Source organism: Streptomyces sp. NPDC007095, assembly GCF_040634475.1.
In the GTDB taxonomy this organism is placed as follows: Bacteria; Actinomycetota; Actinomycetes; order Streptomycetales; family Streptomycetaceae; genus Streptomyces.
In genome coordinates, this window is record NZ_JBEYFS010000150.1 from 1 (window position 1) to 23839 (window position 23839).

Sequence of the window (23839 nt, forward strand, 5' to 3'; positions counted from 1 at the left end):
TGGCCCTCGCACAGGGCGCCACCGTGCACGTACTGACGCGTGACCCGGCCGCGCGGCGGCTCGCGCTGGAACTCGGGGCCGCGTCCGCCCGGGGCGCGTACGACGAGCCGCCCGAGCCGCTGGACAGCGCGATCCTGTTCGCGCCGGTCGGCGATCTGGTCCCGGTCGCGTTGCGGGCCCTCGACCGGGGCGGGATCCTGTCGGTCGCCGGGATCCATCTGAGCGACACCCCGCCACTGCACTACGAGAGCGACCTGTTCTACGAGAAGGAGCTGCGCAGCGTCACCTCCAACACCCGCCGGGACGGGCAGGACTTCCTGGCACTGGCAGCCCGCCACGGCGTACGCGCCACGACACACGCCTACCCGCTGTCCGAGGCACAGCGGGCCCTGCGGGACCTCAAGGCCGGCCGTTTCGACGGGGCGGCCGTGCTGGTGAACGACTTTCCGCCGCGCACCTGAGCATGCGCGCCCGCGGCGCGCGTACGTGGATGGACCCCAGACGTGTGTGCGGCGTTGGAGGTGGCATGACGGGCCGAGGCGGTGAGGACGCTACGGGGGCGGGGGCGTCGTTCGCCGCGATGGAGGACGCCGTCGAGGCGATCGGCACCACCCTGGACGAGCGGACCACCTGCGAGGAGCTCGCGGAGTTCGTGTGCCGGGAGGTCTGCGACGCCGCCGCGGTGGATCTGCTGCCCACCGACGTCCCGGCCGCAGAGCACTCGCACGAGCCGAACCTGACCCGTGTCGCCACGGGTGGCCGTTCTGAGCTGCTCACCGCTTGGACCGCGCACGGCGCCCGCCCACTGTCCGTCCAGGCGCTCGACGAGGGGCTTCCGATCAAGGCGTCGCTCGACCTGTCCGGCACGGTCCCCCGGGAGGTCATGACAGTGCCGCTGCTGGCACACGGCCACCTGTACGGAGTGCTGCTGGCCGTCCGGCAGGGGCAGTCCTTCAGCGACCGGGGTACCGCCGTCACGCACTACGCGGCACGGCTCGCGGCCGTCCACCTCGGCCACTCACGGCAGCACGACGCCGTACGCGATACCGTGCTGTCCCTGCAGCGGGCGCTGCTGTCCGAACCGGGCCGCCCGCATCCCAACCTCGACCTCGCCACCCGCTATCTGCCGTCCGGCAGCAGCGTCCTGGTGGGCGGGGACTGGTTCGAGACCGTACGGCTGCACTTCGGGCGCACCCTGCTGGTGGTGGGCGACGTCATGGGGCACGGGCTGGACGCCGCGGTGGACATGAACGCGTACCGCTCGATGCTGCGCTATGTCGCCTCCACGGATCTTCCGCCGCACCGGGTGCTGCGCCGCCTGGACGCGGCCGTCGCCGAGGACGGCGCCCGGCGTCCGGCGACCTGTCTGCTCGTCCAGGTCGACCCGGCCCGGGGCACGGCCACGCTGGCCAGTGCCGGGCATCTGCCACCGGTCGTGTTCGCCGGGGACGGCACCGGGGAACTGCTGCATCTGACGGTCGGTCCGCCGCTGGGCACCGGCGTGGGCGGCTACGAGGCGGTCACGCGCGCGCTCGCTGTCGAGGACACCCTGGTGATGTTCACCGACGGTCTGGTCGAGCGGCGCGGCGAGGACATCGACGCCTCGCTCGCCCGGCTGGCCGGGCTGCGGCTGCCTCCCGGGACCGGTGTCGACGCGGCTCTCGACGCGGTCCTCGTATGGCTCGACGCCCGGCACGCGGAGGACGACGTGGCGCTGCTGGCAGCCCGCATCCGCCACCGGCCCCCGGTCTGAGACCCGACGCCGCCGTGACCGACGTACGTCTTCCGCCTTCCGCCCCGCTGTGCTTGCCTGGGGACCCCTTTCGGCGGGCGGGGCGGGAGTTGCTTCATGCGAAGGCCGTGGATCGTGGGGGTGCTGTTGGCCGGGCTGCTGCTCGGCGCGTGCGGGGATCCCGCGTCGGGGCCGGAGCAGTCGCCGCCGGATCCCGCGTCGCCCACGGCCGCTCCGTCACCGGCCACGACCACCCGCCAGCGCCCCGCCGCCTCACCCACGGCTCCCACCACAGTTGACGCGGCGGCGAAGGCGTCCACCGTTCTCTACCTCGGGGACTCGCTCGCGATGGAGAGCCAGCAGGTGCTCGGGCAGTCGCTCCGGGAGGAGGTGAACGCCCGTTACACGAGCGCCCCCTACTCCGGCACCACCCTCTGCGACTACCTGGAGGGGACCGGGGAGCGATCCCTCGTACCGCCCGCGGACAAGGCCGCCGCACTGGTGCGCTCGCTGCGGCCGGACTTCGTGGTGCTCCAGTTCTGGGGCAACTCCTGGGGCTACACGCCCTGCATGGACGGCATCACGTACGACAAGGAACCGGCCACGTACTTCAAGCGGTACGAGGCGGACATGAAGCGGCTGACCGAACAGATCTCGGACGCGGGCGGCGCGCGGCGGCCCCGGATCGTCTGGGTGTCGCAGGGCCCGGACCCGATCACCCCCGAGCGGATCCGGAGCGTGAACGCGCTCTACAAGGCACAGGCCGCGGCCTCCCACGACCTGCTCGCCGACGCCGGCAGGACGGTGAGCCCGGCGACGGGCCGCTACACATGGGCGCAGTACCTGCCGTGCACCGCGTACGAGCACGACCATCCGGCGTACTGCACCGAGCCGGGCCGTGACCGCACCGCCCTCCACCGCGACGACGACTATCTGCACTTCTGCCTGGCGCCGACCACGTCCACGCCGAAGGCCTGCCCGGTCCGCTCCCCCGGCATCGTGCGGATCACGCGCGAGATCACCCGGGTGATAGCGGACCGCGTCGGCTGACGGTCCTCAGGGCTGCCCCGCCAGGGTCTTGTGGCGGGGCCGGCCGTGGTGCGCTGGGCGCGGCGAGTGCGGCACCGACGCCCTGCAGGACGCGCGCGCCGATCAACAGGCTCTCGTTCGGGGCCAGTCCGCCCAGCAGGGAGGCGAGGGTGAAGACGGCTATGCCGACCTGGAACATCGTCCGCCGGCCGAAGAGGTCACCCGCCTTCCCGCCGAGCAGGAGCAGGCCTCCGAAGGCCAGCGCGTAGGAGTTGACGACCCAGGCGAGGTTCGCGTCGAAGACGCCCAGGTCGGTCTGGATGGCGGGCAGGGCGATATTCGTGATCGTGGCGTCCAGGACGACCATCAACTGGGCCGCGGCGATCACGAAAAGAGCCAGGCCGAGGTGCCTGCCTCCGGACGAGGAACCGGACGTATCCGGCCCCGCGGGGGCAACAGCGGTCACGCTCTCAGCAGACATGAATCAAGTACTCCGGGGAGTGCGCAGGAAACAGTGCCCCCGACCACGCCACAGACATGAAATGCCGGTTCCGCGATCGGGGAGACGAAAGAGTGAACGGAGTCTGATGAAACGGAACACTCGCTGTGCAATCCGAGGCCAGGGTGCCGATACGGCACGCGATCCGGACTCGGGACGAGGCTCAACCGTAGCATTCTTTCGACGCCGCTCCGGGCGCGTTCAATCCCTTTGAATATTGTCGATCTCGCACTTGACGAACAGCCCCGAAGCGTGGGCACGGAAAGGCACGCAAAGCCCGTGCCCACACTTTTCCGGAAAAGGCAGATAAGAATTCCGTACCGGGCGCGCAATTCCCCGCACGCCGGGGATCAGTCCGTGAGATCGACGCGCACCGTCGTCAGACCGGCGCCCATCGCCCGCACCGCGGCGCTGTTGAACCGCGGCAGGCTCTTCAGCCGCGCGCGGGCGTCGTCCTCGGGCATCACATGGGCGGTCCCGGTGTACCAGCGACCCCGGACGCGGACCCGGACCCGCGGGTCCGCCTGGATGTTGCGCACGTACTGCGAACGCTCGCCGTACTCGCTGACGAACCAGAACTCCCGTCCCGTCAGACGTCCGCCGACCGGGGTCCGGCGCGGCAGCCCCGATTTACGTCCCGTGGTCTCCAGCAGGGTCTGGATCGGCAGGCGCTTCAGGAGCGGATTGCCGATCCACCGCTGGAACGATGTGACGACGCGGTATTTCCGTTCGGGGTTGCGGGACATGCGGGGGTCCTCCTGTTCGGTGCCGGGCACCATTGTGCGGGGCCCCGCGACCGTCTCACGACCGCCGTCGGAGTTCCGTTTCGATCAGACGGTTGAGGTGGCGGCGCGCGTCCTCGGTGCTCGGCGGGGGTGCCTGCCGCAGCCGTTGCGGGGCGAGACCGTCGGCGAGGGCGGGGCAGCGGACCGCGCAGCCGTCCGTCGTCGGAGCTGAACTCCCCTTCGGTGACACCTCGTTCGGCCAGCTCGCGGATCTGGGTGCGCCAGGCCTCGTAGCGCCCGGCCCGGCCGCGGGCGAAAGCCTGGTCCGGGTCCTGGCCCGTCGCAGGGCCATGGCCTGGGCCTGGGCATCGTGGCCGGCATCGCCCGGGCACACGACACCATACTCCCGGCGCTGATGTTCCCCGGGTGCAAGGCGCTGGGCCCGGGCAGCAGCGGGGTCGCAACGGGAACAACCGCGCCTTGCCCCTGTCTTTGGTGGTGTGTGCTCGTGGCTGCGGGCGCAAGGAGCCTTCGCCTGGACGGCAACTCCCTCAAGGCTCGGCACGGCTCCCGGCCGGTCCGGCCGGCCCCGGGATCACGACACTCAGAGCATCCCTGTGTGAACTTCGCGCTCAGAAAGTCTTGTTGGCCTCGTTGACATGCCGCAAGCACTCGCGTTTCACTCAACTCTCGTGCATGGCAACGTTGTCAGGCCGTCGGAGCGACCGGCGCCGTTGCCCGCCGCTGGCGTTTTCCGATCCCCGGGGACGTCAGCACCGATGTGCGAAGCGCCAACCGCTGCGGAGGCAACCGATGGTCAGACCTCGACGTTCAACGGCGCCACATGACCGAATGAGATTCCGCCAACGCCTGGCGGTGGTGTCCGTCCTGGGCATCGCCGTACTCCCACTCCCGGCGATCGGGGGCGCCCATGCCGCGAGCGCCGCGACGCCGGCCCTGGTGACGGACCCCGCGTCCCTCGTCAACCCCCTCATCGGCACCTCCGGTGCGGTGGACACCTTTCCCGGCCCCGACATGCCCGCCGGCATGGTGCAGTGGGGTCCCGACACGACGCCCGACCGCCCTTCCGGCGGCGGCTACGAGTACAACGACAACAAGATCTCCGGCTTCAGCCTCACCCATGTCTCGGGCCCCGGCTGCGGCGTCGCGGGCGACCTGCCCGTCCTGCCGGTGACCGGCGCGCTGTCGGGCAAGCTCGGCGACACGTCCGTCGGCTTCAGCCACGACGACGAGCAGGCGGGTGTCGGGTACTACAGAGTCACCGACGCGAACGGGGTGAAGACCCAGCTGACCGACACCACCCGTGCGGGGCTGGGCACCTTCACCTTCCCCGCGGGCCAGCAGGCGAACCTGCTGTTCAAGCTCAGTGGGGGCGCCACGCAGGTGGACGGAACCCGAGTCCAGGTGGTGAACAAGAAGGAGATCAGCGGTTCGATCGACAGCGGTCACTTCTGCGGCGCGAGCAACAGGTACACGCTGCACTTCGACATCAAGTTCGATCGGCCGTTCACCGCGAGCGGCACCTGGGTCGGCGGCACCATCAACCCCAGCGCGACGTCGCTGAAGGCGGGCAGGGCCCAGCAGAACCTGCAGACGCCCCCGTCGAAACCGCTCAAGGAGAAGCACTTCACCGTTCCCGCGGCGCCCTCTCCGACCGTGCACGGGAGCGGCACCACATCCTCGAGCACGCCGTCCCCGGCGCCCGGCGCCGACGCGGGGTCCGGGGCGTCCACCACGAGCAAGGCTGCCGTCGAGCCCCCCACGACAGGCGCGAACGGCATGTACCTGACCTTCGACACCTCCTCAGCCCCGACGGTGAGCGCGAAGGTCGGCATCTCGTACACGAATGACGCCAACGCCGCGGACAACCTCGCCACCGAGATCAAGAACTGGAACGTCGGTGCCGTCGAGCAGGCGAACCACGACGCCTGGAACGCGGTACTGAACAAGATCCGGACCGGCGGCGGGTCCTCGGACCAGCAGGTGCAGTTCTACACCGCGCTCTACCACGCGCTGCTGCACCCCAACGTCTTCTCGGACGACAACGGCCAGTACATGGGCATGGACAACCAGGTCCACAAGCTGGCAAAGGGCCAGCAGGCCCAGTACGCCAACTACTCGGGCTGGGACACCTACCGCTCCCAGACCCAGCTGATGGCGATGGTCGAGCCCAAGGTCACCAGCGACGTCGTCACCTCGATGCTCAACGGCTACGACCAGACGGGTCTGCTGCCCAAGTGGGCCTCGAACAACGGCGAGAGCTATGTGATGGTCGGCGACCCGGCCGCCGGCATCATCGCCGACGCGTACGCCTTCGGCGCCCGGAGCTTCGACACCGACAAGGCGCTCGCCGCCCTGCAGCACGAGGCCACCGCCCCGAACAACGACCGCCCCGGCGAGTCGGTGCGGGACACGAAGGGCTACCTCCCGCTGGACGAGAACGACTACGGCTGCTGCAACTTCTACGGCCCGGTCTCCACTCAGCTGGAGTACGACTCCGCCGACTACGCCGTCGCCGCCTTCGCGAAGTCGCTGGGCAAGACGGCCGTGTACGAGAAGTTCGCCACTCGCGCCCAGGACTGGATGAACGTCTTCAACCCGCAGACCGGCCATATCCAGGGCAAGAACAAGGACGGCCAGTTCGCGACCGGTTTCACCCCCGGCACCTCCAACGGCTTCGTGGAGGGCACGTCGGCCCAGTACACGCCGATGGTCCCGTTCAACCTGCGGCAGCTCATCCAGGCGCGCGGCGGTGCCAAGGCGTACTCGTCCTTCCTGGACAGCCTGCTCGACAACATCACGCGCCCGGGCAACACCGACGCCGACCTGAGCAACGAGCCCAGCGTGGAGATCCCCTGGGAGTACGACTACACGGGCCAGCCGTGGAAGACCCAGGCGGCCGTCCGCGAGGCCCAGCAGAACCTGTACTTCAACGCTCCGGTGGGCTCGTTCGGCAACGACGACCTCGGCGCGATGAGCTCCTGGTACGTCTGGTCCGAGCTCGGCATGTACCCGGAGACCCCGGGCACGGACACCCTTGCGCTCGGCAGCCCGGCGTTCCCGGTGGCCAAGGTGACCTTCGGCAACGGCAAGTCGGTGCAGATCAACGCGCCGCAGGCCGCGCCCGACGCTCCGTACGTGCAGTCGCTCGACGTCAAGGGCAAGGAGTGGAACACCTCCTGGCTGACATACCAGCAATTCGCGGGCGCGGGCACGGTCGACTTCACGCTCGGCACCGAGCCCGACAAGTCCTGGGCGTCCGCCCCGTCGGCGGCACCGCCGTCGGACACCACGGGCGGCGACCGGGTACTGGCGGCGACCGGCCCCTCCAGCGACGGCCTGGTGCTCCAGCCGAGCGCGTCCGGTGACGGCACGCTCGACCTGACCAACCTCGGCAGCAAGGCCGTCACGGTCGACTGGAAGGCGACGGCGCCCTCCGGCGTCACGCTGGACACGACGTCCGGCTCGGTGGCGGTGCCCGCCTCGGGCAGCGCCGAGGCGAAGGTCCACGTGACGGCGGGCGCGGACGAGGGAACCTTCCCGGTCACCTTCGCGGTGACCGACCACAGCACCGGTAGGGCCGTGAGCGGGGCCACCCTCCGCGTGGCGGTGGCCAAGGCCGGTGCGCTGTGGCCGTACGACACCAACGAGGGCATCTACCCCGACGGTGCCGGCTACTCGGGCGGGTTCGACGGCGGCGGTTGGGCGTTCTCGCAGAACGCGCTGTCGGCGGCGGGTGTCACGAGCGGGTCCACCGTCACGGTCGACGGCGTCTCCTACACCTGGCCGACGGTGACGTCCGGTCAGCTGGACAACCTGGAGATGGCCGGCCAGACCATTCCGATGCCGGCCGGCACGTCGGGTGCGTCGCTGGGCCTGCTGGGCACGGCGGCCAACGCGCCGACCGACGGCAGCGGGGTCTCGGGCGCGGTGACCGTCACCTACACCGACGGCACCACCTCCCAGTCGACCGTCGGCTTCTCGGACTGGACACTGAACGGCGGGTCGAGCAAGCCGCTCGCGGGTGACACGACGGCCGTCACGACGGCGTACCGGAACACCGGGAGCGGAGGCCGGGACAACGTGAAGACCTATGTCTTCGCCACGAAGGTCCCGCTCGACGCGTCCAAGCAGGTGGCGTCGATCACGCTGCCGGTGACGGGCTCGACGGGCACCGACCACCTGTTCGCCTACGGCTTCGGCCAGTAGGAGCTCGGCACGCGCTGGCGAAGACGGGCCGGTTCCCGGGCATGAGCCCGGGAACCGGCCCCAGGCGGGCGCAGCCCCGCCCGGTGCACCACTCGAGCGGGCAATAACGCCACGAACGCCCGCGTGACATGCAACGGTCGTAGGAGTCGGTCTCGAACTCGCGGCGCACGTCTTGATCGAGTACCGGGGAGAGCTACTGGCCGGCTTTCTGCCGCGGCCGTGCCCTGTCCTCGTCCTCGATGGCGCGTACGAGATCGATGGCGCGGCCCAGGGTGGTGAGGCGGGCTTCCAGGGTGTCCCCTGCCGGATAGAAGCGGACGGTGTCCACAGCGGCGTCCCGCCAGATCCGCAAGCGGTCGCGGACCATCTGCTCGGTGCCGATGAGGGTGGTACCCAGCACCATGTCGTCGGTGACCAGATCGGCGGCACCCTCACGGTCGCCGGACTGCCAGCGTTCGCGCACAGCCGTCGCGACATCGGCCCAGCCCTGGCGGCTGTAGGCGTCGTTGTAGAAGTTGGTGCTGCCGGAGCCCATCCCGCCGAGGCTGAAGGCGAGTTCCTTCTTGCGGGGGGCGATGAGCGCGCGCAGATGTTCCTCGTCTTCGGCGAAGTTGACCTCCGCACCCTGGCAGATGTCCAACTCGGTGCGGGAGCGGCCGGCCGCCGCCAGGCCGGCGTCGAGGTGGTCGAAGTAGGCTTCCTTGGCCCCTTCGGGGACGAAGCTCGTGCCCAGCCAGCCGTCCGCGACTTCACCGGTGAGATGAAGCATCTTCGGGGAGAGCGTGGCGAGGTAGATGGGTATGTCGTGCTCGGCGCGCGTGGAGAGGCGCATGGGCTTGCCCTCGCCACCGGGCAGCGGGATCTGGAACTCCCGCCCCGAGTAGGTGATCTTCTCGCCTGTTGTGGCCTGCCGGATGATCTCCACTGTCTCCCGCATCCGCGACAGCGGGCGGGCGAACGGAACTCCGTGCAGGCCCTCGATGACCTGCGGCCCGGAAGGGCCGAGACCGAGCAGGAAACGTCCCTGGGAGATCTGGGAGAGGGTGATCGCGGTGCGGGCGATCACTACGGGGCTGCGGGTGGCGAGCTGGATGATGCCGGAGCCGAGCAGGAGGCGATGGGTGCGGGCGGCAAGGTAGCCAAGCGGCGAGGGGGCGTCGGAGCCCCATGCCTCAGCCACCCAGCAGATGTCCATGCCGAGCTTCTCGGCCTCGGTGACGAAGTCGACCGTCTCCTGCCATGAGCCGCCAGAGGCTTCGATGGTGGTCGCCGTGCGCATCAGGCACCCGTCCTTCCGGTGGTTCCCGCCTCGGCGCGCTGTTTGATTGCCGCCAAGGTGGTGGTGATGCCGGTCTCGAACTCGCGCATCCGCACGAAGACGATCTTCTGCTCCTTCTCCGGCATCCGGTCGATCGCGAACGACAGCCCCGAGCGGCCGGGTCCCATCCGCATCCACTGACTCAGCTGCGTACCGCCGTTGCGTGACTGGAGGGAAAACCGCCACAGCGCGGTGGGCCGGTCGGGGTCCTCCACGGCCCAGGCGAACACCCGGAGCGGTTCGTACTCCACGATGTACGAAGTCGTCTCCCACTCGCCGAGGGCGTCGTGCTTGCTGTGGCCGATGAACCGGGCGCCCAGCGCTGGGCCGCAGAACCCGTCCTGCCACCACACTGACTGCAGCTCGGCACTCATGCTCGGCATCAGCTCGACATCTGACACCAGTGCCCACACCCGCTCCGGGGGAGCGTCGATCCAGGTGTCCGCCTCGACCGTGGGTGTATCCGCATACCGTGCGCCTGTCCACTCCATCTGCCGCTCAGCCTCCCTGCTTTTGCGCCTCTGACCTTGAGAGTTTCGTAGATGGACTTACGTGTCAAGGATCGCCCGATGATGACGGCCCGCATCCTCGCAGTCGCGACCCTCGCAATCGGCCACGCGGATCGCCGCCCGATCCCCGGTAGGCCCGAGGGCCGCCCCGAGACCGCACCGCAGGCGCCGACCCGCCTTCGCAACGAACCGCACCGGCTGACCGACCTGGTCCGTGAGCGCGGCCAGCGCACCGACCCCGACATCCGTCGCCGCATCGTGTGGTGCCACATCCAGGTCGAACAGCTGCGCTGCCACGGGCAGCGCACGGCCGAGGCCCTCCTCGGCGGGCAGGAGCCGGGCGCCTCCTCGGCCGCCTTCAAACTGCTGTGGAGCGCATACGACCGTGTGGCCACCGAACTCGCCCTGGACATCCTGGGGCTGGACGGGCTGACACCCGCCGGACGTCCCTCGCCGAACTGGTACCACACCGACGACCCCGGAGCTCGGCCTCCTGGACCAGCGTCTACCTCGATGCCCGCGCCGGAACCATCTACGCCGGCTCCTCCCGGATCCAGCGCGGCATCGCCGGGGAACTCCTGCTCGGGCTCCCGAAGGAGCCGAGCCCCGCGTCTCGCTGAGGCCCACCTGTTGCCCAGCGACTCAACGAGGAGTCTGATGATCATCCCCGCGCACACTCAGCACAGTTACACCCACGTCGCACGGGAAGGGGGCGCCCTGGCCCAGTCGCCGGCGAAACGAATGAACACCACCGTGCTCCTGGGCTACGGGCTGACCGAATCCAGCCCGGCACTCACCGGCATTCCCCTCGACCGGCCCGACATCGACCGCGGATCGGCCGGAATCCCGACGAGATCCAGGCCGTCGTGGCCGCCCGCGTCGCACCCCACAGGAAGATCCGCATCATGGAGTTCATCGACGAGATCCCCTAGTCACCTGCGGGCAAGATCCTGCGAAGAAACCTGCACGGGCTCCGGCCGGCCGACGCCCTGTATGAGAATGCGGATCATTCCGGCGCCCGCGTTTCACCCGCGGGGCAGGCGCCGTCGAGTCATGGCGTGAACCGCTGCCGGATGTCCGGACGCTCCGCCAGGTGCGGCGGGTACCCGGGGCCCATGCGCGGATGCGTGTCCGCCGCGGTCATGGGTTCCTTGCACTCACCGCACACGACTTCCGGCTCGCCCTGGTGTCCACAGCGGTCGTGGTGAAAGACGACGGGAGCCCCCTGATCGCCGGCCAGCCACCGGTTGCCCCAGCCGTTCATGGCTGCCAGCACACCGAAGAAGTCACTCCCCATGTCGGTGAGGACATAGTCGTAGCGCACCGGATCCTGTTGGTAGGAGCGCTTCTCCATGAGGCCCTCGTCGACCAGACGTCGCAGCCGGTCCGCCAGGGTGTTCCGCGCGATCCCGAGTTCCTGCTGGAACTCGTCAAAACGCTTGATCCCGTAGAACGCCTCACGCAGCACGAGAGGAGTCCACCAGTCGCCAAGCAAGTCCATGGTGCGCGCGATGGAGCAGGGCCAGTTCGCGAACGAAGTCCTTCTCATCCCCCCAGCATATGAGAGTCGCGAAAAGAGACCCAGCAGCTGAGCGAGGGCGAGTGGAAGCCCAGGCAACGAATCCGGGGCGTGGCCGCCGGAGCGCCCGGCGTGCGCACCTGGTGTGACCCTGCGGCTGCTGCGGGAGAGGCGCGCACCGGTCAAGGCGCCAAGCGGGCAATCGCGGCCTACCGTCACGACGGGCGGGGCGGAGCCGGGAGATCGGCTCGCGCGAGGAGCCGCCGCGCCGGGGTGGCACGTACACGGCGCTGCACAGCGGCCGGCTCTCCTGATCCCCGCCCGGGGCGAGGACGCGGGCCGGCCGTCGTGCCGGCGGTCCGCTACTCGCCCGCGTACGCCTTCTCCAGGGCCGCGATGTCCAGCTTGGACATCTTGTACATCGCCCGGGTCGTCCGGGCCGCCTTCTCGGTGTCCGGGTCGCTGATCAGTTCGATGAGCCTGCTCGGGACGACCTGCCAGGACAGGCCGTACTTGTCCTTGACCCAGCCGCAGGGGCCTGCCTCGCCGCCGTCCTCGACGAACTTGTTCCAGTAGTGGTCCACCTCTTCCTGGTCGTCGCAGTGGATCTGGAACGAGATGGCCTCGTCGAACGTGAACTGCGGGCCGCCGTTCAGCGCGACGAACTTCTGTCCGTTGGCCACGAAGTCGGCGGCCATCACGGAACCGGCGGTGCCGTGCTCGGACTCGGAGTAGCGGACGACCCTGCCGAGCCGGGAGTTCTTGAAGATCGAGACGTAGTAGTGCGCGGCCTCCTCGGCCTGACCGTCGAACCACAGACACGTGGTGAATCCGTCGGCGGACATACGTACCTCCTGCGGCGGGAAAAGTTTCGTCACCTCTGTCGACCGATCGTCGTCCCAAAACTCATCGGCGTCGCGCGGGAATCCTTTCGCCGCGGGACGATGGCGGCCGACCGCGGCGTTCCTCACGCCCTCCAAGGGGCGCTATAGCATGCGCGGACATGACTTCCTCCGCCTCTTCCTCCTTCTCGCCCTCCGTCTCGGACAGCGCGCGCATCGAGCCGTTCCGTATCGACTTCCCGCAGAGCGACCTCGACGACCTGCACCAACGACTCGACAGCACCCGCTGGCCCGACGAACTGCCGGGGGTCGGCTGGGCCTACGGCGTCCCGCGGGAGTACCTGCGCGAACTCGTACGGTACTGGCGGCACGACTACGACTGGCAGGCGGCACAGGCGCGGTTGAACGCATGGCCGCAGTTCACGACGGAGATCGACGGCGCGCGGATCCACTTCGCGCACATCCGTTCCCCGGAACCGGACGCGACCCCACTGGTCATCACGCACGGCTGGCCCGGCTCGATCGTCGAATTCACCGACGTCGTCGGCCCGTTGACCGATCCGCGCGCACACGGCGGCGATCCGGCCGACGCGTTCCATCTCGTCGTGCCGAGCATTCCCGGGTTCGGGCTGTCCGGGCCCACCCGGGACACCGGCTGGGAGTTCCAACGGGTGGCCGCCGCCTTCGCCGAGCTCATGACACGGCTCGGGTACGAGCGGTTCGGCGCCCAGGGCGGCGACTGGGGCGGGGCCATCTCCCGGGAGCTGGGCCGGGCGTTCCCCGAGCGGCTCATCGGTGTCCACCTGAACCTGCTGCCCGGATCGTCAGCGGCCGCCGAGCCGACCCCTGAGGAACTGGCCGTACTGAGCCCCGAGGAGCGCGAGCGCGCGCTGCTGTCGTGGCGGCGGGGTGGGGAATGGCGCCGCGAGGAGGCCGGGTACGCCGAACTCCAGTGCACCCGGCCACAGACCCTTGCCTACGCGCTGACGGACTCCCCCGTCGGTCAACTCGCCTGGATCGCCGAGAAGTTCAAGGCGTGGACGGCTGCGAAGGACCGCCCCGAGGAAGTCGTCGACCGGGACCTGATGCTGACCAACGTGATGCTGTACTGGCTGACCGGCACGGCGGGGTCCTCGGCCCGCATCTACTACGAGCGGGCGCACGCGGACTACTGGGGCACACCGCCCGAGCCGTCGACCGCCCCGACCGCGCTGGCCGTCTTCCCGCACGAGCCCCTCGTACCGCTGCGGCACATCGCGGACCGTACGAACAACATCGTGCGGTGGACGGAATTCGACCGCGGCGGACACTTCGCCGCGGCGGAGGAGCCCGAGCTGCTCGTCGGGGATGTGCGGTCCTTCTTCCGGGACCTGCGCACCGACGCCTGAGCACTGCTCGGACACCTGGGCCCCGGTCCCCCGCCGGGGCTGCCGGTGACGTCGGTGCGCGCCGGTGCCGGCAACCCCGTATCCCCTCTGCTCGTGGCGAATCTGCTGCGGGCCGAGAAAGCTGATCCGGGAGGGCCTTCGGTCCGAGAGTGGAGATCGCGGCGACGACAGCCGCTCCACGACGAGGAGGACCGATGACTCCACCCATCACCGGCCGGTACCCGGCCCACGCACCGCGCGCCGAGGAGGGCGACACCCCCGCGACCCGCTTCGACGACCATCTGGCCGCGCAGCTGCTCGCACAGCGGATCGTCCTGCTCGGCACCCAGGTCGACGAAGTCTCCGCGAACCGGGTCTGCGCCCAGCTGCTCGTACTGTCGGCGGAGGACCCGCGCACCGACGTCAGCCTGTACATCAACAGCCCGGGCGGATCGGTGACCGCGGGGCTCGCGATCTACGACACCATGCGACTGATCCCCAACGACGTCTCGACCCTCGCCATGGGATTCGCCGCGAGCATGGGGCAGTTCCTGCTCAGCGTCGGCACGCGGGGCAAGCGTTACGCGCTGCCCAACGCGCGGATCATGATGCACCAGCCGTCGGCGGGCATCGGCGGCACCACCGCCGACATCGAGATCCAGGCGCAGAACCTGGAGTTCACGAAGAAGGCCATCGAGCGGATCACCGCGGAGCACACCGGCCAGAGCGAGGAGACGATCTCCCGGGACGGCGACCGCGACCGCTGGTTCACGGCCGAACAGGCCAAGGAGTACGGCATGGTCGACCGGGTCGTGGAGTCGCTCGACGACGTCCGCCCGGCCGCGTCACGGCGACGGATGGGGCTCTGAGATGGGTACGTACACGATTCCGAACGTCGTCGAGCGCACCCCGCAGGGCGAGCGGTCCTACGACGTCTTCAGCCGGCTGCTGTCCGAGCGGATCATCTTTCTCGGCACCGAGATCGACGACGGGGTCGCCAACGTCGTCATCGCGCAACTCCTCCATCTGGAGTCGTCGAACCCGGAGAGCGAGATCGCGATCTACATCAACTCGCCCGGTGGGTCGTTCACTTCGCTCATGGCGATCTACGACACGATGACGTTCGTACAGGCGCCCATCTCGACGTTCTGTGTCGGCCAGGCGGCCTCCACGGCGGCGGTGCTGCTGGCCGGCGGCGATCCCGGGCGGCGGTTCGTGCTGGAGCACGCGCGTGTGCTGCTCGGCCAGCCCGCGAGCGGCGGCCGGCAGGGGACGGTGTCCGACCTCGCCCTCCAGGCCAAGGAGATGCTCCGTATCCGGGCCCAGGTCGAGGAGGTCCTCTCCCGGCACACGCACCACGACGTGCCGACCCTGCGCGCGGACATGGACCGCGACAAGGTGTTCACCGCACAGGAGGCCGTGGCATACGGGCTCGCGGACGAGGTGCTCAGCCGCCGACTCGCGACGGTCTGACACCGGACCACCGCCAGGGCCCGCGTCTGCGGCATGGTCCGCCGGACAGGCCCTGGCCGGTCGGCACGGTCAGGCGGCGAGGCACATGCCGTCGTGGTGCGAGGCCGACGGGGTGCGGCGGCGGGCGGGCCGCACCTGGGCGAGGCGGGTGAGTTCGCCCTGGGCCAGCGACAGCAGATCGGTGAGCCCGAGGCCCAGAGCGCGCGCGGCGGCCGCGAGGACTTCGGAGGACGCCTCCTTGCGGCCGCGCTCCAGCTCCGAGAGGTACGGCATCGAGATCCGGGCCGCGTCGGCCACGTCCTTGAGCGTCCGCTCCTGCGCGAGCCGCTCGCGCCGCAGGACGTCACCCACCAGGTCGCGCCACAGCGGCTCTCTGCTCCTGGGCGCCGGTGGCGTCTGCCGGGGCGCGAGGGCCGGGCGGGACCGCTGGGGCGCGTCGGCCACGGGGGCGGCGGGGCCGGTGGGACGGGTCGCCGGGTCGAGGGCCGGAGCCGGTGCGGTCGCCGGGCGGAGGGGAATGACGCGGGCTTCGTTCGGCGCGTAGTTGCTCACCCCTTCAGCCTAGAAGCGCCGAGCCGCGAGGGAAGGGATCGGCTCGGCATTCCGCTCTCGGGGGAATCAAGGCGCGTCACCCGCTCGTCACTGCCCGACCCGCCCGTCGATCCGCTCGCGCAGGAAGTCAGCGTGGCCGTTGTGCCGGGCGTACTCCTCGATCAGGTGCACCAGCACTTCCCGCAGCGCGATCGGCTCGTCGTCGTGGGTGCCGGTGATGTCGAGGTCGCGGGCCTCGTCCACGAACCGCTCGGCGAAGGCCACCTCGGAGCGCCAGGTGTCCCAGGCGTCCACCACCACCTCGGGGTCCGGCACCGCGCCGTTGAAGTCGCCGCCCGGGTCGCCGTCCGAGCGGTAGTGCCGCGGCGCGTCCTGGCCGGCCAGCACCCCGCGGAACCAGGCCTGTTCGACCCCCGCCAGATGACGCACCAGCCCGAGCAACGACATGTTCGAGGGCTCGACGGAACGCCGGGCCATCGCCTCGGCGTCCAGGCCCGCGCACTTCATCTCCAACGTCAGCCGCTGGTCGCGCAGATATCCGACGAGCGTGTCCCGCTCCCCCACGAACCCCCCGTCGGAGCGCGGATCGTCGTCCGGGTGCACGAACATGTCCCACCAGCCGAAGGTCCGCTCGGACGGGGAGTTCCCGGACTGGGAAGGCTGGGGAAGCGTGGTGTCGGCCATGCCTACGAGCATCGGCGCGCCGGCCGGGATCCGCCACCGAATTTCCGCCTGACCGAAACGGTGTCAAGTCGCCCGTGATGCACGGCAGTCGGCACGGAACCGGTCCCGCGTACATCGGGAGGAACCGGGTAACCGGGACGAGAAACGATCACCGGCAAGACCGACCTGTCGACTCACCCCACCGGAGGACCCCTGTGCTGATGGCCCACCCCGCGGTACTGCGCAACCTCGTCGAGCAGTACGTCACCCTGCGCACGCTCCACGCCGAGAACGGCGATACGGAAGTCCGGCGGCGCATGGACGACGTGGCCTACACGCTGTGCGTCTCGACCGGTACGAGGGACGTGGACGCGGCGCTCATCGCGGCCCGCCACCGGCTGCCCGGAGCTCGGACGACGGACGACTCCCTCCTCACCACCTGACCCGAGGCGGGGGCCTGTCGTCCATGAAACCTCGCTGTCCGAGCTCAGTGAGTGATCTGAACCGGGTCGAGGAGTGATCTGGACCGGGTCGAGCGGGCCCGAGAGCGAGCCCGCCCGATCCTTCAGCACCTCAGCGCAGCCACTGGTCCTTCTCCGCGGGCCGGTACAGCGTCACGGCCCGTGTCAGCTTGTCGAGCACCAGCCTCGGCTCCGCGACCCGGGTCACTTCGCCGTCGTACGAGAACCGCGGGTCGCCGTGCAGCACTTCGAGCCGCAGGCCCCGCACCTGCGCCGTGGTGAGGACCCGGCTGTTGTGCAGGGTGCCGGTCAGGACGGCGAGCAGCAGCCGGGTCCTGGCCAGCGGGGTGCCGGCGTCGACGGCACGGACGTCGAGCAGTCCGTCGTCGAGTTGGGTGCGGTAGGTGGGGGCGAACCCGGCGGGGTGGTAGATGCCGTTGCCCGCGAAGAGGAGCCACAGACGCTTGGGGCGGCCGTTGACCGAGACGGTCACGGGGCTGCCCTTGGCGAGGACCCTGGCCAGTCCGACCACCAGCGCCGGCCACTTCCCGATCTTCTGCTCCAGCTTCTCCCGGGCCCCGACCAGGTCCGAGTAGACGCCGAGGCTGAAGGTGTTGAGGAACACCTGCTCCGGCCCGCCGGGGGCGCGGGCCCGCCCGAGGTCGGTGACGACCGCGTCGCCCGCCTGCACGGCTCGTACGACGTCCTCCAGGGTCTGGTTGCCGAGGTCGACGGCGAAGTGGTTGAAGGTGCCGCCGGGGAAGACCGCGAGCGGCAGGCCGAGCCGGGCGGCGATCTCCGTCGCGGCGTTGATCGTGCCGTCGCCGCCGCAGGCGCCGAGGGCGCCGCCCTCGTCCTTGGCCCGCCGGGCGGCCTGTTCCAGGAGTTCCACCAGGTCCTGGCCCTCCTGCGGCACCGTGATCTCGGCCTTGGGCAGCGCGGTGCGCAGATACGCGCTCGCGTCGGGGGTGTCGGCGCTCCACGAGAGCCCCGAGGACGGGTTGACCACGATGTGCAGTCCGGCGCCCCCGGGCAGCGCGGGAGCGGGCCGCCGCGGGGGTGCCGCCGCGGCCGCCGCCTCCGGTTTGACGGGCCACCAGCGGGCGGTCAGCGCGGCGGCGCCGACGCCGATCGCGACGCCCACGGCGACATCGCCCGGACGCCGGGCCCCCGAGCGCGTGCGGGCCACGGTCAGTGCCGCCGCGCCGGGCACCGCGAACAGGCCGTACCGGGGCGCTTCGAGCAGGACACCGGCGGCGAACGCGGCGGCCGACGCGACTCGGCCGGCCGCGTCGAGCGGCTGCGCCTTGCGGGCCGCCGGGCGCGCCAGCACGCGGGTCACGGCCGAGGCGATGGCGACGGTGCCGATGCCGCGCAGCGCGGCCCGGCGCGCGGTCCGGTTCCCTGACGCGCCGAGGGCCGCGGCGGCGGCGCCCCACACGAGTCCACCGGCCACGGTCCGCCGCCATCCGCGGGGCCCGGCCGGTCCTGTGGCCGTTCCGCCCGGTCGCCACGGCGTGCCGCCGCTTGTCCGTCGCCCCGCCCCACGCCTTCTCATCACAGGCCCGCCCTCGCGTCTCGACAACAGATCTCCTGGTCGGCAAGGTTGTGCCGCCGTTGTCCCTGTTCCCCGAGTTCGCGCATTCATGGACCCCGGCGGGGGCGGCGGTCAGGTGGTCTTGGGCAGCTTCACCACGGTCACGAAGAAGTCGTCGATCTGGCGGACGGCGGCGATGAACTGGTCGAGGTCGACCGGCTTGGTCACATAGGCGTTCGCGTGCAGTTTGTAGCTGCGCAGGATGTCCTCCTCGGCGGAGGAGGTGGTGAGGACGACGACGGGGATGTGGGCCAGTTCGTCGTCGGACTTGATCCGCTCCAGGACCTGGCGCCCGTCGTACTTGGGCAGATTGAGGTCGAGCAGGATCAGGTCGGGGCGCGGTGCCCCGGTGTGCTGGTTGGTGCGGTAGAGGAAGTCGAGGGCCTCCTCGCCGTCGCGTACCACGTGCAGGGTGTTGCGGATCTTGTTGTCCTCGAACGCCTCGCGGGTCATCAGCTCGTCGCCGGGGTCGTCCTCGACGAGCAGGACCTGGATGGGTTCGACGGGGGTGCTCACGTGTGTGCTCCTTCGGGTGGGCGCGCTGCCTCCGCGGCCCCGAGGTCGGGTTCCGTGCCGGGGTCGTCCTCGACGAGCAGGACCTGGATGGGTTCGACGGGGGTGCTCACGTGGGTGCTCCTTGGGGTGGGCGCGCTGCCTCCGCGGCCCCGAGGTCGGGTTCCGTGCGCGCCATGGGCAGGGTGAAGGACACACGCGTGCCCGCACCGGCGGTGCCGTCCAGGGTGATGGCACCGCCGTGATGCTCGACGATCTTGCGGCACACGGCAAGGCCGATCCCCGTGCCCTCGTACTCGTCGCGGCCGTGCAGCCGCTGGAAGATGACGAAGACCTTCTCCCTGAACTCGGGTTCGATTCCGATGCCGTTGTCCCGTACGACCAGCCGCCACTGTCCCTCCTCCGGCTCCGCCTCGCAGCGGACGGCGATCTCGGGCGGCCGGTCGGGGTGCCGGAACTTCACGGCGTTGCCGATCAGGTTCTGCCAGAGCATGGTGAGGGTGGTGGCGTCGCCCGTCACGGTGGGCAGTGGCCCCTCGCGCACGACACGCGCACCCGTCTCCTCCAGGACCACGCTGAGGTTGCCGAGTGCCCGGTCCAGTACGTCGTCGAGCGCGACGGGGACCTGCGCCTCGCCGACGCGGCCGACGCGGGAGAAGGTCAGCAGGTCGTTGATGAGGATCTGCATGCGTTTGGCGCCGTCGACGGCGAAGTCGATGTACTGCTTGGCCCGGTCGTCCAGTTGGTCGCCGTACCGTTTCTCCAGGAGCTGGCAGAAGGACGCGACCTTACGCAGGGGTTCCTGCAGATCGTGCGAGGCGACGTAGGCGAACTGCTCCAGCTCCGCGTTCGAGCGCTTCAGTTCCAGGGTCTGGGTGTCGAGTTCCTCGGCCTGCCGCTCCAGAAGTACCTCCCGGGCCTGGGAGGCGGAGAGTTCCTCGACGATGCGGCGGCGCATCTCCTCGACGGCCCGGGCCACCCTCTCCAGGTCGCGCGGCCCGTCGAGCCGGATCCTGCGCTCGAACGCGCCGCCGCTGACGTCCACCGAGGCCGCTTCCAGGACCCGCAGGGGGCGCCCCACGATCCGGTGCAGCAGCAGGGTCAGCGCGACGCCGCTCGCCAGGAAGGCGGCGAGCATGCCGAGGAAGAGGACGTTGCGGGACCGGCGGCTGTCGTCGGCCGAGGCGCGGGTCCGGTCGCGCAGCTGCTGGATGTCCTTCTGCAGGGTGGCGAGCTGACCCCTGATCTCGTCGAACTTGGACTTGCTCGCCTCCAGGGAGGGGGCTTTGGCGCCGCCGGGCGTGCGGGCCGCCTTGATCAGCGGCTCGGCGTAGTCGCGGCGCCAGGAGTCACTGAGGCGCCCGGCCGTCTTCAGGTCCGCGGCGATCCGGGGGTGGTCGGCGAGTTCCGCCGCCAGGCGGGCCTCGAAGGTCTTCTCGTCCCGTACTCCCGACGCGTAGGGATCGAGGAAACCGGAGTCCCTGCTCAGTACGTAGCCTCGTACGCCCGTCTCCTGGTCCACCAGCGAGGTCTCCAGCTGGTAGGCGGTGGCACGGGCCGGCTGGATGCGGTCGGTGAGCAGGTCGGTGCGGTCGTCGGCGCGGGCCTGGAGGACTCCGCCGGACACGGCGAAGACGATCACCAGCAGCACGTTGGCGGCCAGCACCACATGGATCCAGCCCTGCACGGTCAGCCGGCCGACACGTGTGGGCCTTCCGTCCTCGGGGGTGTCCGCCGTGGCGTCCGGTCCCGGGGCGTTCGGCGTACGGGTCATGACATTCCGTCCGTCGCGAGGTGCAGGACGGCCACGTCGTCGGCGAGTCCGCCGTGGGAAGCGGTCAGCGCGGCGATGTCCTCGACCACCGCGTCGACGAACGGCCGCCCCCGCAGGGTTTGGTGTTTCCTCGCCACCGCGAGCAGTCCTTCCTCTCCGAGCCGCCGGGCCGGGGCGACGACGCCCTCGAAGAGCCCGTCGGTGAACAGCGTCACGGCGCTGATGTCGCGCGCGGGCAGCTCGGTCTCCGGCCAGTGGGCCCGGCCCGGGAGCAGTCCGAGCGCGGGGCCCGGGGCCGGCTCGAACAGCTCGATGCCGCGCGGGGTGCCCACGAGCAGTCCCGGGTGTCCGGCGCGGATCACGCTCATGCGGCTGCGGTCCTTGGCGATCCGCAGGACGGTGAGGGTGGCGAAGATGTAGTCCTCGGCGCGCTCGGCACCGATGATCTCCTCCAGAAGCTCGAGTTGGCGCGTGCCCACGCATCCGGAGAGCACAGCGGCCCGCCAGGCCACCCGCAGACAGACGCCGAGTGCGGCCTCCGCCGCTCCGTGGCCGGAGACGTCCCCGATCACCGCGTGCACGGTGCCGTCCTCGCTCTCGACGACGTCGAAGAAGTCGCCGCCGAGCAGGGCGTGGTCCCGGCCCGGGCTGTAGCGCGAGGCCACCTGGCAGCCGGCGCCCCGCAGCAGGGGTGTGGGCAGCAGTCCACGCTCAAGGCGCGCGTTCTCCCGGGCCACCAGCCGGCTCGCCTGGAGTTCGGCGCCCGATCGCTCCACCTGCTTGCGCTGCAGGGCGTACCGGACCGCGCGGCTGAGCGCCTCGGCGTCCAGGCCGTCCTTGGCGAGGAAGTCCTGCGCTCCTTCGGCCACCGCGGCGAGCCCGGCCTCGTTCTCGGCGACTCCGGTGAGCACCACGACGGCCGCGTCGGGCGCGGCGTCACGCACCAGCCGGACCGCGCTGAGTCCATGGGTGTCGGGCAGATGCAGGTCCAGCAGGACGCACACGGAGTAAGGCGAGGCATCGAGGAACACACGTGCCTCGGCGAGGGACTTGCACCAGGTGACCTCCATCGGCAGTCCGCTGTCGGCCAACACCTCCCGCACCAGCAGCGCGTCTCCGGCGTCGTCCTCGACCAGCAGCAGTACCGCGGTGGCGTCCAGGGCCCAGCGGGGATCCGAACTCCCCTGCCGGGGCACCGCGCCTCGTTCACCTGTCCGCGGCAGGCGATCCGCCACGCTCGCCCCCCTCGGGTGACCCACGCCGACCATGATCGGCTGTGAGCCTACTGGTACGTCGCTCCGGGTCAACGGCGCAGGGAGAGCTGGGCCTTGACGCACTTTCCGACCGGCACCCGCCCGACGGTCACCTCCGTCGCGAGCGCGTGCACGATCTCCAGGCCGTGCCGCCCCACGCGCGCGGGGTCCCGCGGATAGCGCCGGGGCAGGGCGGCGCTGCTGTCGTACACGATGACGGTCACGGAGGTGTCGGTTCCCTCCAGTTCCAGGATGTACGGCCCGTGGCTGTGCCGGTCCGCGTTGGTGACCAGCTCGCTGACGACCAGCAGGAGGTCGCCGGTGGCCCGCTCGCCGATCTCGGCACACCACTCCGAACGGAGCTGTTCGAGGAACAGCTCGGCGAAGTGGCGTGCTTCGGCGATGCACCCCGGCTCGCCGGTGTAGTGCGCCGCCCGCCGAAGCGGTTCCACGGGCACGTCGAAGCCAGTCCGTATCACCGCTCCGTCCAAGCGCTCGATCATGTGGTTCTCTTTCGGATGCCGGTACGTCGGGACACTCCGCGTCCGGACGCTGCTGCTGCAGAAGTGCTCGTACCCCGTAAAGCCCTCCACAGTCACCTCGATGTTCCCTCGTCCCGGTGGCTTCCGCACACGATTCCCACAAGGGACCGGTGTCATCCCGACGCGGCCGGGCAGGGCCACCAGGCGAGGCATGACAAGTCACCGAGTTCTCGGTGCGAGCAAGGGGCGCGGACGGATGGACGGACAGGACCCCGAAGTGCGGGACGACACAGCGCCCCGGGAACGGGACCACGCCCTGCTCCAGGCGGCCGACCGGCTCTCGGCCGCGGCGGAGATCCTGGTCTCCGTGTCGGCCCGTACGGCGGTCGCGGTCGACAGCAGACTGTCGCCTCCGCTGCTGCGCGCCCTGACCCTGGTGGGCACGGATCCCGGTCTGACGCTCGCGGCGCTCGCCGAGCGGGCGCAGATCAGCCGCTCCCGGGCGAGCCGGGTGTGCGACACGCTGGAAGAAGCCGGGCTGCTGGCCCGTTCGCCGCGCACCGAGGACCGCAGGGGCGTCGGCCTGACTCTGACGGGCCTCGGCCGCTCCGCCCTCGACCGGGTGCGGGAACAGCGCACCGCCTGGATCAAGGACGCCCTGCTGCGCATGCCGAAGTCCGATCTGAGCGGGCTGCTGGCCGCGCTGCGGTCGCTCGGCCCGTCCCTGGCCCAGGGGCATCCGGACCATGCGGAGACACCCGGGCCGCCCGATCGGTCCGGCTGACGCGCCCTCAGACCGCATCCGCCTCCAGCGCCTCCTCCACAGCATGAAAGACCGGCAGCACGTCCGTGATGCCGGTGATGCCCAGCACCCGCTCGACGAACGGGGAGAGAGCGGCCAGCCGGAGCCGCGGACCGAGCACCCTATGAGCCCGCAGGACGACGTTGATCGTGGTCGAGTCCAGGAAGGTCACCCCGGCCAGGTCGAGGACCACCGAGCCCGGGCAGACCCGGCCCGCCGCGGCGAGGGCGTCGTCGAGCTCGCCCACGTTGTCGAGATCCATCTCGCCGCGGACCGCGATCACGGTCGACCGACCGGCCTCGCGCGTGGACAGCGACATGGCCGCCTGACCTGGACTCCGGCCTGAATGCACAGCGATCCCTCGAAATGTTGTCGAACTCCGCGGAGAGTGGGGTAACCGCATGGGGACGGTGCGCCACAACGCCGCGATGGAGCGGTGTCAGCCCCTACCGTAGCCGATCGTTGTCATTTGACAACAATTGCCGTCAGGCAACAATCT

Annotated in this window: 22 protein-coding genes and 2 pseudogenes; 10 read left to right on the forward strand and 14 right to left on the reverse strand. The window is 70.5% G+C overall.

The window, feature by feature from the left end; genetic code table 11:
- From ABZ656_RS38290 to ABZ656_RS38300, 3 genes and pseudogenes are all read left to right on the forward strand, one after another.
- Positions 1–461, forward strand: a pseudogene (locus ABZ656_RS38290) (alcohol dehydrogenase); the annotation flags it as partial.
- A 65-nt stretch (positions 462–526) separates the two neighbouring features.
- Positions 527–1753, forward strand: coding sequence for a GAF domain-containing SpoIIE family protein phosphatase (locus tag ABZ656_RS38295; RefSeq protein WP_360274474.1), 1227 nt, complete (start codon positions 527–529; stop codon positions 1751–1753).
- Between the two features lie 96 nt (positions 1754–1849).
- Positions 1850–2782, forward strand: coding sequence for an SGNH/GDSL hydrolase family protein (locus ABZ656_RS38300; RefSeq protein ID WP_360274477.1), 933 nt, complete (start codon positions 1850–1852; stop codon positions 2780–2782).
- A 49-nt stretch (positions 2783–2831) separates the two neighbouring features.
- On the opposite strand, the pseudogene ABZ656_RS38305 reads toward ABZ656_RS38300, so the two are convergent.
- Together ABZ656_RS38305 and ABZ656_RS38310 are read right to left on the reverse strand one after the other, a co-directional pair.
- Positions 2832–3242, reverse strand: a pseudogene (locus tag ABZ656_RS38305) (MFS transporter); the annotation flags it as partial.
- A gap of 368 nt (positions 3243–3610) precedes the next feature.
- Positions 3611–4006, reverse strand: a complete 396-nt coding sequence (locus ABZ656_RS38310) for a nitroreductase/quinone reductase family protein (protein ID WP_101408399.1) — start codon at positions 4004–4006, stop codon at positions 3611–3613.
- 831 nt (positions 4007–4837) lie between these two features.
- Here ABZ656_RS38310 and ABZ656_RS38315 point away from each other — a divergent pair.
- The gene (locus ABZ656_RS38315) at positions 4838–8215 is read left to right on the forward strand and encodes a lectin (protein ID WP_360274480.1); all 3378 of its coding nucleotides are present in this window, start codon (positions 4838–4840) and stop codon (positions 8213–8215) included.
- Positions 8216–8408: 193 nt separating this feature from the next.
- Here the strand turns inward: ABZ656_RS38315 and ABZ656_RS38320 are convergent, their stop codons facing one another.
- Together ABZ656_RS38320 and ABZ656_RS38325 are read right to left on the reverse strand one after the other, a co-directional pair.
- A complete protein-coding gene (locus ABZ656_RS38320) occupies positions 8409–9494 on the reverse strand; it encodes an LLM class flavin-dependent oxidoreductase (protein WP_101407147.1) in 1086 nt (361 codons plus the stop codon).
- The gene (locus ABZ656_RS38325) at positions 9494–10024 is read right to left on the reverse strand and encodes an SRPBCC family protein (protein WP_101407148.1); all 531 of its coding nucleotides are present in this window, start codon (positions 10022–10024) and stop codon (positions 9494–9496) included. Before ABZ656_RS38325 ends, ABZ656_RS38320 begins: the two co-directional genes overlap by 1 nt.
- Before the next feature lie 81 nt (positions 10025–10105).
- Between ABZ656_RS38325 and ABZ656_RS38330 the strand changes: the two genes are divergently transcribed.
- Positions 10106–11104 carry an acyl-CoA dehydrogenase family protein gene (locus ABZ656_RS38330; RefSeq protein WP_360274515.1) on the forward strand — a complete coding sequence of 333 codons (999 nt, stop codon included), beginning with the start codon at positions 10106–10108 and terminating at the stop codon, positions 11102–11104.
- Here ABZ656_RS38330 and ABZ656_RS38335 read toward each other — a convergent pair.
- Positions 11094–11591 carry a helix-turn-helix domain-containing protein gene (locus ABZ656_RS38335; RefSeq protein ID WP_101407150.1) on the reverse strand — a complete coding sequence of 166 codons (498 nt, stop codon included), beginning with the start codon at positions 11589–11591 and terminating at the stop codon, positions 11094–11096. The genes ABZ656_RS38330 and ABZ656_RS38335 overlap by 11 nt on opposite strands.
- A gap of 332 nt (positions 11592–11923) precedes the next feature.
- Positions 11924–12406, reverse strand: a complete 483-nt coding sequence (locus ABZ656_RS38340; RefSeq protein WP_360274485.1) for a VOC family protein — start codon at positions 12404–12406, stop codon at positions 11924–11926.
- 158 nt (positions 12407–12564) lie between these two features.
- Here ABZ656_RS38340 and ABZ656_RS38345 point away from each other — a divergent pair, with 158 nt between their 5' ends.
- From ABZ656_RS38345 to ABZ656_RS38355, 3 genes are all read left to right on the forward strand, one after another.
- Positions 12565–13791 (forward strand): epoxide hydrolase family protein, encoded by a 1227-nt coding sequence (locus tag ABZ656_RS38345; protein WP_101407152.1) that lies wholly within the window; start codon positions 12565–12567, stop codon positions 13789–13791.
- Between the two features lie 194 nt (positions 13792–13985).
- A complete protein-coding gene (locus ABZ656_RS38350; protein ID WP_101407153.1) occupies positions 13986–14639 on the forward strand; it encodes an ATP-dependent Clp protease proteolytic subunit in 654 nt (217 codons plus the stop codon).
- A 1-nt stretch (position 14640) separates the two neighbouring features.
- Entirely contained in the window at positions 14641–15243 is a 603-nt protein-coding gene (locus ABZ656_RS38355) for an ATP-dependent Clp protease proteolytic subunit (RefSeq protein ID WP_054233833.1), read from the forward strand.
- Between the two features lie 69 nt (positions 15244–15312).
- Here ABZ656_RS38355 and ABZ656_RS38360 read toward each other — a convergent pair whose 3' ends face one another.
- Both ABZ656_RS38360 and ABZ656_RS38365 read right to left on the reverse strand, forming a co-directional pair.
- Entirely contained in the window at positions 15313–15795 is a 483-nt protein-coding gene (locus ABZ656_RS38360; protein ID WP_101407154.1) for a helix-turn-helix domain-containing protein, read from the reverse strand.
- Between the two features lie 87 nt (positions 15796–15882).
- A complete protein-coding gene (locus tag ABZ656_RS38365) occupies positions 15883–16404 on the reverse strand; it encodes a DinB family protein (RefSeq protein WP_101408400.1) in 522 nt (173 codons plus the stop codon).
- 269 nt (positions 16405–16673) lie between these two features.
- Between ABZ656_RS38365 and ABZ656_RS38370 the strand changes: the two genes are divergently transcribed.
- Positions 16674–16901, forward strand: a complete 228-nt coding sequence (locus ABZ656_RS38370) for a DUF5133 domain-containing protein (RefSeq protein ID WP_101407155.1) — start codon at positions 16674–16676, stop codon at positions 16899–16901.
- Between the two features lie 130 nt (positions 16902–17031).
- Here the strand turns inward: ABZ656_RS38370 and ABZ656_RS38375 are convergent, their stop codons facing one another.
- The 5 genes from ABZ656_RS38375 to ABZ656_RS38395 all read right to left on the reverse strand — a co-directional run bounded on the left by ABZ656_RS38375 (position 17032) and on the right by ABZ656_RS38395 (position 22559).
- Positions 17032–18375, reverse strand: coding sequence for a diacylglycerol kinase family protein (locus ABZ656_RS38375; protein WP_180362679.1), 1344 nt, complete (start codon positions 18373–18375; stop codon positions 17032–17034).
- Positions 18376–18588: 213 nt separating this feature from the next.
- Positions 18589–19032: a response regulator gene (locus ABZ656_RS38380; RefSeq protein WP_101407157.1), complete on the reverse strand. Its 444-nt coding sequence runs from the start codon at positions 19030–19032 to the stop codon at positions 18589–18591.
- A 106-nt stretch (positions 19033–19138) separates the two neighbouring features.
- Complete coding sequence (locus tag ABZ656_RS38385) at positions 19139–20803, reverse strand: sensor histidine kinase (RefSeq protein WP_101407158.1); 1665 nt, start codon at positions 20801–20803, stop codon at positions 19139–19141.
- Positions 20800–21999: a fused response regulator/phosphatase gene (locus tag ABZ656_RS38390; protein WP_360274493.1), complete on the reverse strand. Its 1200-nt coding sequence runs from the start codon at positions 21997–21999 to the stop codon at positions 20800–20802. Before ABZ656_RS38390 ends, ABZ656_RS38385 begins: the two co-directional genes overlap by 4 nt.
- Positions 22000–22106: 107 nt before the next feature.
- On the reverse strand, positions 22107–22559 hold the full coding sequence (locus tag ABZ656_RS38395; protein WP_101407160.1) for an ATP-binding protein: 453 nt from the start codon (positions 22557–22559) through the stop codon (positions 22107–22109).
- Positions 22560–22794: 235 nt separating this feature from the next.
- Here ABZ656_RS38395 and ABZ656_RS38400 point away from each other — a divergent pair, with 235 nt between their 5' ends.
- The gene (locus ABZ656_RS38400) at positions 22795–23322 is read left to right on the forward strand and encodes a MarR family transcriptional regulator (RefSeq protein ID WP_360274497.1); all 528 of its coding nucleotides are present in this window, start codon (positions 22795–22797) and stop codon (positions 23320–23322) included.
- Between the two features lie 7 nt (positions 23323–23329).
- On the opposite strand, the gene ABZ656_RS38405 is transcribed toward ABZ656_RS38400, so the two are convergent.
- Positions 23330–23659, reverse strand: a complete 330-nt coding sequence (locus ABZ656_RS38405; protein ID WP_360274500.1) for an STAS domain-containing protein — start codon at positions 23657–23659, stop codon at positions 23330–23332.
- Positions 23660–23839 lie beyond the last annotated feature (180 nt).

Coding starts and splice junctions, on each gene's coding strand:
- ABZ656_RS38295 (WP_360274474.1), top strand. CDS start 527: ATGACGGGCCGAGGCGGTGAGGACGCTACGGGGGCGGGGGCGTCGTTC.
- ABZ656_RS38300 (WP_360274477.1), top strand. CDS start 1,850: ATGCGAAGGCCGTGGATCGTGGGGGTGCTGTTGGCCGGGCTGCTGCTC.
- ABZ656_RS38310 (WP_101408399.1), bottom strand. CDS start 4,006: ATGTCCCGCAACCCCGAACGGAAATACCGCGTCGTCACATCGTTCCAG.
- ABZ656_RS38315 (WP_360274480.1), top strand. CDS start 4,838: ATGAGATTCCGCCAACGCCTGGCGGTGGTGTCCGTCCTGGGCATCGCC.
- ABZ656_RS38320 (WP_101407147.1), bottom strand. CDS start 9,494: ATGCGCACGGCGACCACCATCGAAGCCTCTGGCGGCTCATGGCAGGAG.
- ABZ656_RS38325 (WP_101407148.1), bottom strand. CDS start 10,024: ATGGAGTGGACAGGCGCACGGTATGCGGATACACCCACGGTCGAGGCG.
- ABZ656_RS38330 (WP_360274515.1), top strand. CDS start 10,106: ATGACGGCCCGCATCCTCGCAGTCGCGACCCTCGCAATCGGCCACGCG.
- ABZ656_RS38335 (WP_101407150.1), bottom strand. CDS start 11,591: ATGAGAAGGACTTCGTTCGCGAACTGGCCCTGCTCCATCGCGCGCACC.
- ABZ656_RS38340 (WP_360274485.1), bottom strand. CDS start 12,406: ATGTCCGCCGACGGATTCACCACGTGTCTGTGGTTCGACGGTCAGGCC.
- ABZ656_RS38345 (WP_101407152.1), top strand. CDS start 12,565: ATGACTTCCTCCGCCTCTTCCTCCTTCTCGCCCTCCGTCTCGGACAGC.
- ABZ656_RS38350 (WP_101407153.1), top strand. CDS start 13,986: ATGACTCCACCCATCACCGGCCGGTACCCGGCCCACGCACCGCGCGCC.
- ABZ656_RS38355 (WP_054233833.1), top strand. CDS start 14,641: ATGGGTACGTACACGATTCCGAACGTCGTCGAGCGCACCCCGCAGGGC.
- ABZ656_RS38365 (WP_101408400.1), bottom strand. CDS start 16,404: ATGTTCGTGCACCCGGACGACGATCCGCGCTCCGACGGGGGGTTCGTG.
- ABZ656_RS38385 (WP_101407158.1), bottom strand. CDS start 20,803: ATGACCCGTACGCCGAACGCCCCGGGACCGGACGCCACGGCGGACACC.
- ABZ656_RS38395 (WP_101407160.1), bottom strand. CDS start 22,559: ATGATCGAGCGCTTGGACGGAGCGGTGATACGGACTGGCTTCGACGTG.
- ABZ656_RS38400 (WP_360274497.1), top strand. CDS start 22,795: ATGGACGGACAGGACCCCGAAGTGCGGGACGACACAGCGCCCCGGGAA.
- ABZ656_RS38405 (WP_360274500.1), bottom strand. CDS start 23,659: ATGTCGCTGTCCACGCGCGAGGCCGGTCGGTCGACCGTGATCGCGGTC.